Here is a 14,706-nt window from a genome sequence, read left to right as displayed (position 1 = left end):
CCTGCGGCGCAGGGGAAATCAGGACTCTGCGGTAAAGCCGATCTTCTTGATCAGCGGGCCCCAGCTGTCGTACTCGGCCTTTTGCCAGCGGGCCTGTTCTTCAGGGGTGGAGCCATGGGGCATCAGGCCCACGATGGCCAGGCTGTCGATGACCGACTTTTCCTTCAGCGCAGCGTTGATGGCAGCGTTGGCAGCGGCAATCACCGGCTTGGGCGTGGCGGCCGGGGCGTAGAAGCCAAACCATTCTTCAGTGGTCAGCTCAGGGAAGCCCTGTTCGGCAAACGTGGGCACATCCGGCACGTAGATGGAGCGCTTGGGGCCCGAGGTGGCCAGGATGCGCAGCTTGCCGGCCTTGTAATTGGCGATGAAGTCACCGTGCGGCGTGACCATGGCAGCCACCTGGCCGCCCACCACGTCCGTCACGCCAGGGATGGAGCCACGGTAGGGCACGTGGCGCAGGTCCACACCGCTGTTGATGCCCAGCAGCGCGCCCAGGAAGTGGGGCGTGGAGCCCGCGCCGGGCGAGCCGTAGCTGGCGTCCTTGGGGTTGGCCTTGGCCCAGGCCAGGAAGTCCTTCACGTTCTTCACGCTGGCGGGCACCATGGGGCCCACGGCCAGGCCGTGGTGCATGATGGCTGCGATCGACACGGGCGCGAAGTCCTTGTCGGTGTAGTTCATCTTGCTGTAGATGTGCGGGTAGTTGGCCAGGGCCGATACCTGCGCCACGGCCAGCACCGAGCCGTCTGCTGGCGCAGCTTTGAGCGTCTCCAGCGCAATGCGGCCGCCCGCGCCGGGCTTGTTTTCCACCACGCCAGGGTTCTTGCTGAACGCGCTGCCAGCCCACTTCTCGGCCACGCGGCGGGCCACGGTGTCGCCCGAGCTGCCGGCGGGGAAGCCGAAGTACACCTTCACCTGGTCCACCTGGGCATGGGCGGCAAAGGGGTGGAAGGCGCCCAGCGCGGCGCTGGCGCCAAGGGCCTGAACAAATTGACGGCGGGTGGTGGTCATGCTGATGTCTCCTGGTGTGTGTCTGACGGAAATCTCGGGGGTCAAGCTGGAGCGCTTTCGCGCCCTCTTGTTATTTACTGATGTGTGGCGCTGATCGTTTACCGGGGCGCCATGCGCAGGGCGCCATCCAGGCGAATGACTTCGCCGTTCAGGTGGCCGTTGGTCACGATATGGCAAGCCAGCTCGGCAAACTCTTCGGGTTTGCCCAGGCGTGGGGGGAAGGGGATGCTGGCCGCCAGCGACTGTTGCACGGCTTCGGGCAGCTCTTTCATCAGCGGCGTGGCAAACAGGCCCGGCGCCACGGTGCACACGCGGATGGCGTGCTGCGCCAGGTCGCGCGCCATGGGCAGCGTCATGCCGGCCAGACCCGCCTTGGAGGCGCTGTAGGCCTGCTGGCCCACCTGGCCATCAAAGGCGGCGACGGAGGCGGTGAACATCATCACGCCGCGCTCGCCATTGTCCAGCGTGGGCAGCTTGCTGCAGGCGGCGGCAAACAGGCGGCTCACGTTGTAGCTGCCGATGAGGTTGATGTTGATCACGCGCACAAAGTCTTCCAGCGGCGCGGCGCTGCCGTCGCGTTGCACCACGCGCTTGGCGCTGCCAATGCCGGCCACGTTCATGAGGATACGGGCGGGGCCATGGGCGGCGGCAGCCTTCTCCAGCGCGGCGGTCACGCTGGCGGCGTCGGTGATGTCGCAGGGGCAGGCAACGCCGCCAATGTCGGCGGCGACCTTTTCGGCCAGCTCGGCATTGCGGTCGAGCACGGCCACTTTGGCGCCCAGGCGGGCCAGTTCGCGTGCGGTGGCCTCGCCGAGGCCCGATGCGCCGCCGGTCACGAGGGCGGCTTGTCCTTGAATCTGCATGGTGGGTCTGTCCTGTTCGGGGTGGGGTTCAGGCGCCGGGCTTCAGGATGCCCGGTGCCGTGTCGTCGTGCAAGGCCGTGACGAGCGCATCGCGGTGCTTGAGCACGGCACGCTGGTTGACGGAGCCCTTGTCGGTGATTTCGCCCTTGTCGATGGAGGGCGGCTCTGCCATCAGCAGCGCACGGGCCACGCGGCTGGCGCTGCCGGTGGCTTCGCGGGCCAGCCCGTCCAGCACCGCCTCGATGCGCTGGCGCACGGCGGGGTGGGCCACCACGTCGGCCCAGGGGGCGTCCGGGCCCAGGCCCGCCACTTCGCGGCAGGCGGGGGAGGGGAACAGCAGGGCGCCGACTTCTTTCATGTTCAGGCCGGTGAGCACCACGTCCTGGATGTAGGGCGCGCCCGCCACGATGATCTTGGCGCGCATGGGGCCCACGCTCACGAAGGTGCCGGTGGAGAGCTTGAAGTCTTCGGCAATGCGGCCGTCAAACGCCAGGCCCCGGTGGATGTTGTTCTCGTCGATCCACTTCACGGCGTCGCCGGTGCACAGGTAGCCTTCGTCGTCAAACGCGTCGCGCGTGGCGGCGTCGGAGCGCCAGTAGCCGGGCGTGACGTTGGGGCCGCGGTAGCGCACCTCGGTCTTGCCGTCCACCTCCACCAGTTTGAGCACCATGCCGGGCACGGGCGCGCCGATGTGGCCGGAGCGCACGTCGGGGCTGTTGCAGAACATGGCCGAGGGGGCGGATTCCGTCATCCCCAGGCCCGTGCACATCACGATGCGCTCGCCAATGGCGGCTTCCTGCGTGGCGTGCAGGCTGTCCCACACGGGCTGGGCCAGGCCGGCGCCCGAGTAGAAGAACAGGCGCACGCGCGACAGCAGGTTGGCGCGCAGTTGCGCGTCGGTCTTCATGGCCTCGGCAATCATTTCAAAGCCGGTGGGCACGTTGAAGTACACCGTGGGTGCGATCTCGCGCAGGTTGCGCAGGGTCTCGCCAATCAGTGCGGCCGTCGGCTTGCCGTCGTCGATGTACAGCGTGCCGCCATGCATCATCGTGAGGCCGAAGTTGTGGTTGCTGCCGAAGGTGTGGTTCCACGGCAGCCAGTCCACCAGCACGGGCGGGGCCTCGGCCAGCACCGGCAGCGACAGCGAGATCTGCTGCAGGTTGGCGCACCACATGCGCTGGGTGTTGATGACCGGCTTGGGCATCTTGGTGGAGCCGCTGGTGAACAGGAACTTCACGATGGTGCCGGGGCCGGTGGAGTGCATGGCCGCGTCCACCGCCGGGGTGGCGGTGGTGTGGCGCAGGCTCTGGAAGGTGCCCGCCTTGCGGCCCTCCAGCGCGCCCTGGGCCAGGATCACTTCGACATCGGCCGCCACGGTGGCTGCGATGGCCTTGCCGTAGCGTGCGCCGTCGGCGGCAAACACCAAGCCGGGGGTGAGGGTGTCGATGACGTGGCGCAGCTTGTCGTAGTCCTGGCTCACGGTGGCGTAGGCGGGCGACACGGGGCAGTAGGGCACACCGGCGTAGATGCAGCCCAGTGCCAGCAGGGCGTGCTCGACAGTGTTCTCGCTCAGCACCACCACCGGGCGCTCTGCGTTCAGGCCCCGATCCAGCAGGGCCTGGCCGATGCTGCGCGCGGCATCCAGCGCCTGGGCGTAGCTCACATGCTGCCAGTCACCCGTCTTGCCACCGGGCAGCTGCTCGCGGCGTGCCAGAAAGCTGTGGTCGGGCGTGGTCTCCGCCCAGTGCACCAGGTAGTCCGTCACGCGGCGGGCAAAGGCGCCCAGGGGCAGGTCCGCCTGCAGGTAACGCACGCCCGGTGCACCGTCACGCAGGCTGACGCGGGTCACGCCGAAGGTCACGGGGCGGTAGCGGGCCGGGGCGAGGGGGGTGGAGAGGTCGCTCATAGGGGGTTCCAGCAGGGGCAAGGGGTGACTGGGGGCGGGCTCAGTCCTTGCGGACCTTGGCGGCGCGGCCTTCCAGGAAGTCGGCGAGGCGGGACTTGGCTTCAGGGGCGCTCTGGGCGATGGCGGCCATCATGGCTTCGGTGAAGAAGCCCTGGTCGGCGGGCTGCTCGGCAATGCGGGGCAGGGCGTGCATCAGCGCGTAGTTGGTCAGCGGCGCGTTCTGCGCCACGCGCACGGCCAGTTCGAAGGCCTTGTCAAAGGCCTGGCCTTCGGGCACGAGGTACTGGGCAAAGCCGACCTTCTCGCCGTCCTGCGCGTTGTAGACGCGGCCGGTGAGCATCATGTCCGTCATGCGTGCGGCGCCGATGAGCTTGGGGATGCGCACCGCGCCGCCGCCGCCCACGAAGATGCCGCGCGAGCCTTCGGGCAGCGCGTAGAAGGTGGACTCGTCGGCCACGCGGATGTGGCAGGCGCTGGCCAGCTCCAGCCCGCCGCCCACCACGGCGCCATGCAGCGCAGCGATGACCGGCACGGGGCCGTACTGCACACGCTCCAGCGCGGCGTGCCACATGCGCGAGTGGTGCAGGCCCTGGCCGGCGTCGCGCTCTTTGAGCTCCGACAGGTCCAGGCCGGCGCAGAAATGGGGGCCGTCGCCATCGATGACGGCCGCGCGCACGGTGCTGGGCATTTTCTCGAACAGGTCGCGCAGCGCGAGGATCAGGCCGTCGTTCAGCGCGTTGCGCTTGGCCGCGCGGGTCAGGCGGATCACGGCCACTTCCTGGTGGTCGCCGCGCAGCTCGAAATGGATGTCTGGATGGGTCATAGAGGCTTTCGTGTTGGTTGAATTGTGGTTATAGTTCATAACCAATTCAAGCAAGCCAAGCCCGTTTTTTATTGGTGTTTACCCTTGATCTGCGTCACGCGCCGTGGCGCATGCTGGGGGTTTGACGCTGCACCGGCGGGCGCCAACCCAGGAGACACGCATGGACCACGCCAATCTGATCGCCATCGACATCCACACCCACGCCGAGGTGAGCTGCTGGAACCCGTTTGACAACTACGGCGAGGAGTACGACCGCGCCGCCGACAAGTACTTCAAGAACGGCCGCCGCCCCACCATTGCCGAGACGGTGGCCTACTACCGCGAGCAGAAGATTGGCCTGGTGATGTTCACGGTGGACGCCGAGTCCAAGATGGGCCGCCGTCGCATCCCCAACGAAGAGATCGCCGAGGCCGCCAAGGCCAACAGCGACATGATGACGGCCTTCGCCAGCATCGACCCCCACAAGGGCAAGATGGGCGCGCGCGAAGCCCGCCGCCTGATCGAGGAGTTCGGCATCAAGGGCTTCAAGTTCCATCCCACGGTGCAGGCCTACCACCCCTACGACAAGATGGCCTGGCCTATCTATGAGGTGATCGCCGAATACGGCATGCCCGCCATCTTTCACACCGGTCACAGCGGCATCGGCAGCGGCATGCGCTGCGGCGGCGGCCTGCGGCTGGAGTACAGCAACCCCATGCACCTGGACGATGTGGCCATCGACTTCCCCGACATGCAGATTGTCATGGCCCACCCCAGCTTTCCGTGGCAGGACGAGGCGCTGTCGGTCGCCACGCACAAGCCCAATGTCTGGATCGACCTGTCGGGCTGGAGTCCCAAGTATTTTCCGAAGCAGCTGGTGCAGTACGCCAACACGCTGCTGAAAGACCGCGTGCTGTTCGGCAGCGACTACCCGCTGATCACGCCCGAGCGCTGGATGAAGGACTTCCAGGAAGCGGGCTTCAAGCCCGAGGTGATGCCCGGCATCCTGAAGGGCAACGCGGTGCGCTTACTGGGTCTGGACAAGGCCCCGGCAGCGCCGGCCGCCTGATACCCATCCAGGCCTCTTGCGGCCTGCTGAGCAGCCGCTGGATCAGTCGTAGACTTTTTGCAGCAGCCGGATCAGTGTCTTGCGCTCGGCCGCCGTCAGGCGGTTGGTGGCGTCTTCTTCCAGTTGCGCGGCCGTCTGCTCGGCCTGCGCCGTCAGTTCCACCCCGGCGGGCGTCAGGTGCACGCCCATGGCGCGCCCATCGCTCGGGTGCGGGCGCCGCTCGATCAGGCCGCGCCGTTCCAGCGCCGCAATCAAGCCCACCATGTTGGGCGGCAGCACGCTGAGCGTGGCGCACAGCTGGCGCGAGGTGATGCCCGGGTTGTGCGCCACCAGTGACAGCACCGAGAAATCCACCACCTTCAGGTCGTACACGGCCATGCGTTCCATGAACACGGCAATGATGGACAGCGCCGCGCGCCGCGTGTTGTAGCCCACCAGCGTGCGCAAAAAGCCGGTGTCCACGGGCTCGTTGGCGGGGGCTGCGGTGTCTGTGGGGGCGGGGACCGACGGGGATTTCTTGGGGGAGCGGACGCTGGACATGGGGGGAGATTGTGCCGGGCGCCCGGGCCCCTGCGGCCGGTGCGCAGCGCCCGCTGGGTGCTGCGCACCCTCTTTTTGATCAAAATCAGCCGCAGGCGCTAGTGATACATGCTCCAGGTGCTATCAATTTGATATCTGCCTCGGTCAAGGTGCTGATGTGCCTCAAGGGCCGCCAGCGCCCCTCACACCGTGCTGCGCAGTACGCGGCGGTATTGCACGGCCTCGGCGACATGGCTGACCTCGGTGGTGGGCGCGCCGGCCAGGTCGGCGATGGTGCGCGCCACCTTCAGCGCCCGGTGCGTGCTGCGTGCCGACCAGCCCAGGCGCGCGGCAGCGGTGTTGAGGAACTTGGCGGCCGCATCGTCCAGGTGCAGGTGGGCGTCGATGGCCTGCCCCTGCAGCGCCTGGTTGGTGCTGCCCTGGCGCGCCAGCGCCTTGGCGCGGGCCTGCTCCACCCGGGCGCGGATGCTGGCGGTGGACTCGCCCGCAGCCGCCTGCACCAGCTGCTCGGCGGGCAGGGCGGGCACCTCCACATGCAGGTCGATGCGGTCCAGCAGCGGGCCGCTGAGCTTGGCCTGGTAGCGGTGCACCTGGTCGGGCGTGCAGCGGCAGGCGCGCTGCGTGGAGCCCAGAAAGCCGCAGGGGCACGGATTCATCGCCGCGATCATCTGACACAATGCTTAATAAGTATGAACCACCGTAATGCAATTTCCTACGCCCGCTTTAGTTCGGGAAGTCAGGCCAAGGGGAGTTCTATCGTTCGCCAAAGGGACGCGTTCAAGGCATGGCTTGAGAGAAACCCCCAGTTCGTTCCGTCTGCGTACTCGCGCATGGACGAAGGCGTGTCAGGCTACACAAGTGCCAACCTGGGAGAAGGGAAGGGGCTTCATTCAATCATTCAGCTCATTCAAGAGAAGAAGATTGTGGCGGGTGATGCTCTGGTGGTCGAGGCCATTGATCGTCTCGGAAGAGCCGACTTTCTCACCATGGTCGATGTTATCGGTCGAATTTTGACGGCTGGTGTGTCAATTATTACGCTTGAGGATGAACAGGAATACACCGAAGCAAGCGTAAACACTGGTGCAGTATTCAATCTTGTCGTAAAAATTCAGGCCGCACATGAGTACAGTAACCGCCTTGGAATCCGTGTTTCCGCTGCATATGACAGAAAGAGGGCTGATGCACGGCAAGGCAAGACGGTAAAAGTGTCTAGACCTTTTTGGCTGAAATCAGGAGGCGCGATTGATTCCGAAGCGGGGGCTATTGTTAGGCTTGCAATAGAGATGTATCTAAACGGGAAAGGTACAAGACATATCGCCAAGCATATTTCACCAATGCATGAACGGTTGAAAAATTTAAATCCCTCAACATTAAAACGTTGGTTCAGTAGCCGTGCCCTGATAGGCGAATGGAAGAACAAAGGGGATGCGATTGGCAAAGTGTTTGAACGGCTGCTTGAAGATAGCGAATTCTATAAATTACAAGCTGAACTAAAGCGGCGTGCCAAAACACAGGGTCCAGCGGATAAATATATCCTGAGTGGCATGGTTTTCTGCGAGCGCTGCGGGGCGAAATTCCAGACGAGACGGCAATATCCTAAGCCGACCCTCGCGGCTCCATTGGGATCGCAGGAATATAAGGATAAGCCCGTTATTCTTTATTCCAACTGCAAAGCGTACCTTCAAAAGGGTAGTTGCAATAACTCTGCGACTTGGCCATACGAAGTATTGGAATTTATATATCGTCGCGCCGCATCAGGCGCGCTAAGTGATGTAGCCGAGGGCATCGCGATGGATTCACGCAGCGATGAATTAGATGCCCTTGTTGCTTCTATTGCCCTAGCTGAAGAATACAGCGAAACACAAGAAAATCTATATCAAGCTTCGAAAAAGCCAAAGTACCTTGACGAAGTGGCAAAATCACGAAAAGAAATTGAGGAGTTGCAGGCTAAAGCAGATCAGTTGCGCTTGAGTATCTCGCGCCAGGTTGCTATGGATGCAGTAGATGTAGTACAGACATTTGAAGAAAATGAGAATTTTAATGTGTCTCACGCTCAGCAGGTACAAAGCGCTCTTGACGAGCTAAGTGCCCGACCTGCAGACGAGATAGCAAATATTCTTAAACGATACTTGCGTATAAAAATTGATGGCAAAAAGGCTTATTCACCCTACGATCAACAATCTTATTTGTTAATTAGGCGAAGCCAAAAGCATGCCTGTTATTTTCTGGAATCAAGCCATCCTGACGATACGGTGGAAGATCGCACTGCTGAGCCGATCTACATGTACCATGCCGTAACTAAGGGGGCGCGTAGCATCCAATCCGCGAGGTCGTTAGCGGAATTAGAAGAAAAATTGGCATAGCTGCTTGACTAGGTTGCCTGCGCCGGTGACGGTTAATGGCTGGATATCCAAAATATCTAGATGTTATTGCCCTGCACAGTATCGCTTAACGGTTGCCGTGCTTACAGTAAAGTGTTTGGCTGTTGCTGCGATGCTAGCCTTATTGTTCGCCCTCCACTCGCGAACCATGGCGGGATTTGCTGCCTCCGGTCGCCCCAAACTGGTCTTGCCGTTCTGGGTCTTGCCCGTAGTTGCAATTAATTCTCTTGCTCGTTCCCTGCCTTGACTAGTTCTTTCAACAATCCTTTGGCGCTCCATGTCCGCTATCTGCGCCAGGACTGCAAGAATCAACTCCCCAACCCCTGCAGCAATTCGCCCTAGGCCGTGCACTTCTAAGGCCACGCCTTTCGCAAGTAGTGCTCTCACGGTCGATTGCACATCTATGGCATCTCGCCCAAGACGATCAATCGCGTAAACATGCAAGACGTCTCCTCTGCGAATGTAGGCGAACAGTTCGCGGAAGGCAGGACGATCCATGGCGGGCACAGCACCTGATACGCCGACGTCCGCATACTCCGCATCAAAGGCCCCCCCAAGTGCGTGCCGCTGGCTCTCTACGGTCTGATCATGCGTGCTGACTCGGTAGTAATGAATTCGCTCACTCATTTGACAGTATCAAAAGTTACGTCTGAATTGTGAGCCTAGATCAAAAACAAGTCAACTAAGTTTTGATCCTAATTTAAGGTTCCGTAGCTGGCTAGCTCGAAACTTACACCTATTAAGCCATCTGGCTTCTTCAGGCGCTACGCGATAGCATGGTACAGATTGTTAAAAGAGAAGTGGATTTGTTCATGTATCTGCCACGAAAAGTGAAGTCGATGGGTCTTGTTGCGTCAGGCTTTGGTGTAATGGCGATAGCCATCCTTTTACCTGATTACATAGAAAACATCCGCACAGGATCTATTAGTGTGGTGGAAGGGATTTGGGTATTCCTACTTTGGCTCGCGTGCATCGTTTCTTTTGTGCTAATTATTCTTAGCAAGCCTTCAGCGTCAAAGCGTGGGAGCCAGCTTGAAGGCAAGATTGCAACTGTAGCCGTCAAGCCGATGTTTATACAGAGTGAAGAGGGTAATCTTCTTTCGGAGTTACAAACACTGAGTGGTCACAAGCCAATTGCTTGCACATATCTTGGGGGAAGCGGCATTGCCGTCAAAGAGAACTCAGAAGTGCTATTGGTGAGACTTTCAGATAGTCTCGTTGTAATTGCGAGTGGCTCAGTGGAAAAGCATGTGATACCGTTTAGCCGCCTTTCCGCATTAGAAATCTCAGGGCCCGGCACGGAGATTACTGACGCCGGTATGTCCGGTGGTGGTTTTGGCGTGGAAGGTTTATTGAAGGGTGTACTTGTTGCCGCAACAATCAATGCTCTTACAAAAAGAAGCACCACTAATACGTTCTTGAGGGTGCTAAGTACAGATGCTGAAGCATATTTTCATACCTCAGTCATAGAGCCTTCTCAACTGAAAATTCTTTTATCTCCAGCGGTAGTCGCAATCGAAGCCCACAAGAACCGACGCGGTAGCAGCAATGCTGGCGATAAGTCTATCGCAATCGAAATTTCCAGGCTAAACGAAATGCTGAAAGAGGGTGTAATCGATGTGGAAGAGTTTGCGCTTGCTAAGAAGCGTGTTCTGAAAATCACAGAATAGATGACTACTTTGCTGAAAAATCTGGCTATTGCGGGGTATCGTAGCTTTGGTGAAAGTCCTCAGTACTTCGAGAATTTTGAAAAGATAAATTTATTTATCGGGCAAAATAACGCGGGCAAGTCTAATGTGTTGCGGTTTATTAGCGAAATTTTGGGTAATGCTAATAATAAACCTAAGATTCTTGAAGACAGGCTAGCGAGGCATTTGCCATCGATGCCGGAAGTGCTCGTTGGCAGCATAGAAGAATTTGCAATGGTAGGCACTTCTCCAAAGCTTGAAAAAGAGCATAGGTTATTGAAAGGGATGCCGTTAGATTCTGGATGGTCAAAGACGATGGCGAAGCTATTACATGCAAAAGCCAAACTCGATGAGTTGCCACACGCTTGGAATTTCGTAAACGTGCTGCGACCGGATCAGTCACATGCGCCTTGGCTAGCAGCGATTCAAGTACTTAGTGACAGTGAGCTTTTAATGCTCTGGCAAGCGATTACCAAGCGGCAGGGCGGAGGTCGACGCAACTGGGCAAGCGAGCTTGGGCAAGTGCTGATCCCGAGTCTTCCAAAGCATTCTGTAGTTCTCATCCCAGCGATTCGCCAAATCGGATCGGAAGGTACTACCTCGGAAAATTTTGATGGTCTTGGAATAATTGATCGGCTCGCGAAACTTCAAGATCCAGATGTGCATAGCCAAGATGCCAGGATTAAATTTGAAGAGATAACCAAATTCGTCCAAACTGTGTTGGATAGTCCCGCAATTAAAATTAGTATTCCGTATAAAAGAGATACAATTCTAATTCATATGAGCGGCAAGGTTTTGCCTATCGAGTCGCTGGGATCTGGAGTTCACGAAGTCATAATTTTGGCGGCAGCTGCTACGGTATTGTCTAATACTATAGTGTGTATCGAGGAGCCCGAAATACATTTAAACCCAGTGCTGCAGAAGAAGCTTCTTAATTATCTATCGAGCAAAACAGAAAATCAATATTTCATAACAACGCATTCTGCTGCATTGATGGACACCAAGGGTGCTGAGGTATATCACATAACTCAAAAAGACGGTACTTCAAGAGTTGCTCGTGTTACATCAAATAGACATCTATCCGATGTATGTGAGGATCTGGGATATCGACCATCTGATATTTTACAAGCAAACTGTGTTATTTGGGTCGAGGGGCCGTCTGATCGAATATATCTGAAATATTGGCTTGCAGCATTGAAGCCTGTATTGATTGAAGGTGTGCACTACAGCATAATGTTCTACGGTGGCAGGCTCGCTGCCCATGTATCCAATCTCGATCTCGATGAAGAAATTGAAGATTTCATTTCTTTGAAGAGGCTCAATCAGCGGGGTGCGATTTTAATTGATAGTGATAAGGCCTCAGCAAGCGCACCTATAAATTCAACCAAAAGCAGACTTAAGAAAGAGTTCGATAGTGGTGTTGGTTGTGCTTGGATAACTCAAGGGCGAGAGGTTGAAAACTACATCCCATCTAATCATATTATTAGCGCATTAGCCAGCGTGCATCCAAATAGTAAGCATGTCGGAGGTGTTGGTAAGTTTGATAATGTTCTTACCATTCAATCTAAGAAGCTTACGAGTCAGGCTAGTAAGGTTAAAATTGCAAAATATATAACCGAAAATTATCAACCTGACTTAAGCGTTCACGATCTAAAAAAGCGGCTGGATGAGCTAATTAGATTTATATCAAATTCAAATCAAACTCAAATTCTTGAATGAGTCTGTGTTTGGGTGTTCGTTTGATAGTTATTTAATCCTGGCGCGACGTTCTGATGGCTATATATTGACTTGGTGTTATTCCATCTTGATAGCTCAATTAACCTGCTTTGACAGTGTATTGGGGTGACGTTCATGCTTTCGCAGGCAAAGTAGGTGTCAAGAGGTGATAGAACTGTTTGCAGATCCAACGGAAAATCGTCACGTGCTGGATGGGAAAATACGTCTAGTACATATCTCTCAGCGCTAAATGAGGGATGGCGCTTTTGGTGTAGTAAGTCTAGAGCGTGTAAGAATAGTCTTTGTAATTGACCTTCAATTCCGTCGGTTCTGAGTCGAATAATATTATTTCGACCAAGCAATCTACCTGCGATCTGATAAATTGCCCAGAATACAGGCCCATTGTGTAGCTCAAATCGACGTAGCTCATGCTCCAGAACTAAAACTAAAGGTGCTGGCTTACCGCGTGGAACGTGGACTTGCTTTCCCAGTCTCGATTTCATCGCCTTTAGTGTTTCAATGTCTGTAGACTCGTCAATAGATGGGCTGTATTTCCTTACCTCATCAAGTAGTTTCGCATGAATGCCAGGTGTGAACTTGTTATTCAGCAAGAACGTCTCAAATTGATTTCCAAGCAGCCTTTTTATAAGTTGTATTATCTTGGACGGAGGAGTGTTCTTGTCGCATTTGTAAACGGATCTCAGCGCACTCCTGGGTAAGCAGTCTCCTCGCCCATCAACTGCTTCTTCGCAGTTTAGCCTACTGAAGTTGTATCCAGCTGGACAGATTACTAAGTTTGTGGATTTTAGTAGTCCAATACTATGCTGATTGCCTTTTGCACTAAATATGTGGCTTAAATGATATGCCCTTGAAGGGGCTCCTTTTTCAAAACCCGAAAAACTAGTTGCCGCTTTCTTAAGATCAAATAGCTCCTGAAGGTCTGCTGCATTCATTCCTTGTAGTATTTGAACGGTCCCTTGAGATTTGATGGTTGAAATTAGCCACCTACCAAATGATGATCTTTGGAATGCCGTCAGTTTCTTCTTTAGTTTTTCAGATTTAGAAATTGTTTTTGTTCTTGTCTTCCTTGATGCAGCTTGTTGCTTATTCTTGCAATTACGATTGCAATACTTCTGATCGCTCCGTGATGGTGTGAATGGCGAACTGCAATGGTTACATATAAATGCCTTATTCATAAAATAATGATCTCCTGATTTTTCTAGTGGTGACTCCTAGGGTGATTTGAACTAAAACATACAAAATAACTCCGAACACATCCAATGGATAAACCAAGGAATAGTGGAGTTGAATTCGTAGGTTAGATGGGGGCGGAATAAATCAATAGAATCAAGCAGTTAGGAGCTGAGCCCACTGCAAACCGCTGCTGCGGCTAATTTCTAAAGATTCTTCAATCGCTAGATTTGCGACCGAATTTGCCTATTATATCAGTTGAATAGCGATTGTCAATTGCTGCTGATGTGCTGCAGCCGGATTGCTAATCTCTAAAGATATTGTCAAAGGATGTGCACGTAGAGACGGCAAAAAGAGCAAGAACGTACATGCGGCACTAAAACAACAAGCGCATACAGGTTCATGCTTAGTATGCGTTCATCTGGAACCGGGCCGGAAACTCCGCGCGTTGCGCTGCCCGGGCGATGGTGATGTGGCCGGTCTCCAGCGGCTCGCGCAGAGCCTCCAATGCGGCGCGCGGGAATTCCGGGAGTTCATCAAGGAAGAGCACGCCCTGGTGGGCCAGCGAGATCTCGCCCGGCCGGGGTGGCGAGCCACCGCCCACCAGCGCCACCGCGCTGGCCGTGTGGTGGGGCTGGCCGGTGGGGCGCACGCCAAAAGCCTCGGGCCGAAAGCGCCCCGCCAGGCTGGCAATGGCGGCGCTCTCCAGCGCTTCGTCCACCGTCATCGCGGGCAGCAGCCCGGCAAAACGCTGCGCCAGCATCGACTTGCCCGAGCCAGGTGGCCCGGCCATCAGCAGGCTGTGGCCGCCAGCCGCTGCAATCTCCAGCGCGCGCTTGGCACCCGCCTGGCCCTTCACGTCGGCCATGTCGGGCCCGGTGGTGCTGGCGGTGAGCGCGGTGGCCTGCAGGCGGGTCCAGCCGTCGTTGGCCACGTCGGCATCGCCACCGGCCGTGCTGCCGGGTGGCAGGAACGCCCGCACCACATCCAGCAGGTGGCGCGCACGCACCACGCGCGCGGCGGGCACCAGGGCGGCCTCTTCGGCGCTGCCGGGCGGCAGCACCAGCTGAGCGTCAATCTGCTGGGTCTGCAGGGCCAGGCTGGTGGCCAGCGCGCCGCGCACGGGGCGCAGCTCGCCGGACAGCGACAGCTCGCCCGCAAACTCGTAGCCTGCCAGGCGGCTGGCATCCACCTGACCGCTGGCGGCGAGGATGCCCAGCGCAATCGGCAGATCGAAGCGGCCCGAATCCTTGGGCAGGTCGGCGGGGGCAAGGTTGACGGTGATGCGCTTGTTCGAGGGGAACTCCAACCCCGCGTTCTGCAGCGCGGAGCGCACGCGCTCGCGGGCTTCTTTCACCTCCACCTCGGCCAGCCCGACCAGCGTGAAGCTGGGCAAACCGTTGGCCAGATGCACTTCGACGGTGACTGCAGGCGCCTGCAGCCCCAGAAGGGCGCGGCTTTGCACCAAAGCAAGACTCATGAAGCGATTTCTCCCCAGATGGGTGCGTTTTGTGGTTTTTTAGCGCGGCCTGTTGGGTGTCT

General features: G+C 57.6%; 11 protein-coding genes and 2 pseudogenes. 4 read left to right on the top strand and 9 right to left on the bottom strand.

The genetic code is table 11. From position 1 onward, the window contains the following. Nucleotides 1-18: 18 nt before the first annotated feature. The 4 genes from ASD75_RS00515 to ASD75_RS00500 all read right to left on the bottom strand — a co-directional run bounded on the left by ASD75_RS00515 (nucleotide 19) and on the right by ASD75_RS00500 (nucleotide 4,600). Nucleotides 19-1,008 (bottom strand): Bug family tripartite tricarboxylate transporter substrate binding protein, encoded by a 990-nt coding sequence (locus tag ASD75_RS00515; protein WP_056057208.1) that lies wholly within the window; start codon nucleotides 1,006-1,008, stop codon nucleotides 19-21. A 98-nt stretch (nucleotides 1,009-1,106) separates the two neighbouring features. Continuing rightward, nucleotides 1,107-1,871: an SDR family NAD(P)-dependent oxidoreductase gene (locus tag ASD75_RS00510; RefSeq protein ID WP_056742222.1), complete on the bottom strand. Its 765-nt coding sequence runs from the start codon at nucleotides 1,869-1,871 to the stop codon at nucleotides 1,107-1,109. A gap of 28 nt (nucleotides 1,872-1,899) precedes the next feature. Continuing rightward, nucleotides 1,900-3,777 (bottom strand): feruloyl-CoA synthase, encoded by a 1,878-nt coding sequence (locus ASD75_RS00505; RefSeq protein WP_056742220.1) that lies wholly within the window; start codon nucleotides 3,775-3,777, stop codon nucleotides 1,900-1,902. 40 nt (nucleotides 3,778-3,817) lie between these two features. Then, nucleotides 3,818-4,600, bottom strand: a complete 783-nt coding sequence (locus ASD75_RS00500; protein WP_056057212.1) for a crotonase/enoyl-CoA hydratase family protein — start codon at nucleotides 4,598-4,600, stop codon at nucleotides 3,818-3,820. Between the two features lie 160 nt (nucleotides 4,601-4,760). Here ASD75_RS00500 and ASD75_RS00495 point away from each other — a divergent pair, with 160 nt between their 5' ends. After that, nucleotides 4,761-5,648 carry an amidohydrolase family protein gene (locus ASD75_RS00495; RefSeq protein ID WP_056057215.1) on the top strand — a complete coding sequence of 296 codons (888 nt, stop codon included), beginning with the start codon at nucleotides 4,761-4,763 and terminating at the stop codon, nucleotides 5,646-5,648. A gap of 42 nt (nucleotides 5,649-5,690) precedes the next feature. Here the strand turns inward: ASD75_RS00495 and ASD75_RS00490 are convergent, their stop codons facing one another. Next, entirely contained in the window at nucleotides 5,691-6,188 is a 498-nt protein-coding gene (locus ASD75_RS00490) for a MarR family winged helix-turn-helix transcriptional regulator (RefSeq protein ID WP_056057218.1), read from the bottom strand. Between the two features lie 182 nt (nucleotides 6,189-6,370). Next, a pseudogene (locus ASD75_RS00485) lies at nucleotides 6,371-6,859 on the bottom strand (ATP-binding protein); the annotation flags it as partial. Between the two features lie 18 nt (nucleotides 6,860-6,877). On the opposite strand from ASD75_RS00485, the gene ASD75_RS23025 reads away from it, so the two are divergent. After that, complete coding sequence (locus ASD75_RS23025) at nucleotides 6,878-8,551, top strand: recombinase family protein (protein ID WP_082564829.1); 1,674 nt, start codon at nucleotides 6,878-6,880, stop codon at nucleotides 8,549-8,551. A gap of 63 nt (nucleotides 8,552-8,614) precedes the next feature. On the opposite strand, the gene ASD75_RS23020 is transcribed toward ASD75_RS23025, so the two are convergent. Further along, nucleotides 8,615-9,196 (bottom strand): recombinase family protein, encoded by a 582-nt coding sequence (locus tag ASD75_RS23020; RefSeq protein WP_082564828.1) that lies wholly within the window; start codon nucleotides 9,194-9,196, stop codon nucleotides 8,615-8,617. Between the two features lie 149 nt (nucleotides 9,197-9,345). Here ASD75_RS23020 and ASD75_RS23560 point away from each other — a divergent pair, with 149 nt between their 5' ends. After that, nucleotides 9,346-10,239 (top strand): hypothetical protein, encoded by an 894-nt coding sequence (locus ASD75_RS23560; RefSeq protein ID WP_235511508.1) that lies wholly within the window; start codon nucleotides 9,346-9,348, stop codon nucleotides 10,237-10,239. Further along, the gene (locus ASD75_RS23015) at nucleotides 10,240-11,976 is read left to right on the top strand and encodes an AAA family ATPase (RefSeq protein ID WP_082564827.1); all 1,737 of its coding nucleotides are present in this window, start codon (nucleotides 10,240-10,242) and stop codon (nucleotides 11,974-11,976) included. On the opposite strand, the gene ASD75_RS23555 is transcribed toward ASD75_RS23015, so the two are convergent. Together ASD75_RS23555 and ASD75_RS00475 are read right to left on the bottom strand one after the other, a co-directional pair. After that, nucleotides 11,961-13,169, bottom strand: coding sequence for a hypothetical protein (locus ASD75_RS23555; protein WP_156400916.1), 1,209 nt, complete (start codon nucleotides 13,167-13,169; stop codon nucleotides 11,961-11,963). The two genes, ASD75_RS23015 and ASD75_RS23555, sit on opposite strands and share 16 nt — an antisense overlap. Nucleotides 13,170-13,576: 407 nt before the next feature. After that, nucleotides 13,577-14,644 (bottom strand): annotated as a pseudogene (locus ASD75_RS00475) (YifB family Mg chelatase-like AAA ATPase); the annotation flags it as partial. Between the last annotated feature and the right edge of the window lie 62 nt (nucleotides 14,645-14,706).

The organism is Acidovorax sp. Root568 (assembly GCF_001427445.1).
GTDB classification, from domain to species: Bacteria; Pseudomonadota; Gammaproteobacteria; order Burkholderiales; family Burkholderiaceae_C; genus Acidovorax; species Acidovorax delafieldii.
The sequence above is the reverse complement of the archived record's forward strand: the minus strand, read 5'-3'. Positions and strand labels throughout refer to the sequence as shown.

What these genes read in the sequence shown, in the direction of transcription:
- ASD75_RS23020 (WP_082564828.1), bottom strand. Translation starts at nt 9,196, where the DNA reads ATGAGTGAGCGAATTCATTACTACCGAGTCAGCACGCATGATCAGACC.
- ASD75_RS00500 (WP_056057212.1), bottom strand. Translation starts at nt 4,600, where the DNA reads ATGACCCATCCAGACATCCATTTCGAGCTGCGCGGCGACCACCAGGAA.
- ASD75_RS23560 (WP_235511508.1), top strand. Translation starts at nt 9,346, where the DNA reads ATGGTACAGATTGTTAAAAGAGAAGTGGATTTGTTCATGTATCTGCCA.
- ASD75_RS23555 (WP_156400916.1), bottom strand. Translation starts at nt 13,169, where the DNA reads ATGAATAAGGCATTTATATGTAACCATTGCAGTTCGCCATTCACACCA.
- ASD75_RS00515 (WP_056057208.1), bottom strand. Translation starts at nt 1,008, where the DNA reads ATGACCACCACCCGCCGTCAATTTGTTCAGGCCCTTGGCGCCAGCGCC.
- ASD75_RS00510 (WP_056742222.1), bottom strand. Translation starts at nt 1,871, where the DNA reads ATGCAGATTCAAGGACAAGCCGCCCTCGTGACCGGCGGCGCATCGGGC.
- ASD75_RS00490 (WP_056057218.1), bottom strand. Translation starts at nt 6,188, where the DNA reads ATGTCCAGCGTCCGCTCCCCCAAGAAATCCCCGTCGGTCCCCGCCCCC.
- ASD75_RS00505 (WP_056742220.1), bottom strand. Translation starts at nt 3,777, where the DNA reads ATGAGCGACCTCTCCACCCCCCTCGCCCCGGCCCGCTACCGCCCCGTG.
- ASD75_RS23025 (WP_082564829.1), top strand. Translation starts at nt 6,878, where the DNA reads ATGAACCACCGTAATGCAATTTCCTACGCCCGCTTTAGTTCGGGAAGT.
- ASD75_RS23015 (WP_082564827.1), top strand. Translation starts at nt 10,240, where the DNA reads ATGACTACTTTGCTGAAAAATCTGGCTATTGCGGGGTATCGTAGCTTT.
- ASD75_RS00495 (WP_056057215.1), top strand. Translation starts at nt 4,761, where the DNA reads ATGGACCACGCCAATCTGATCGCCATCGACATCCACACCCACGCCGAG.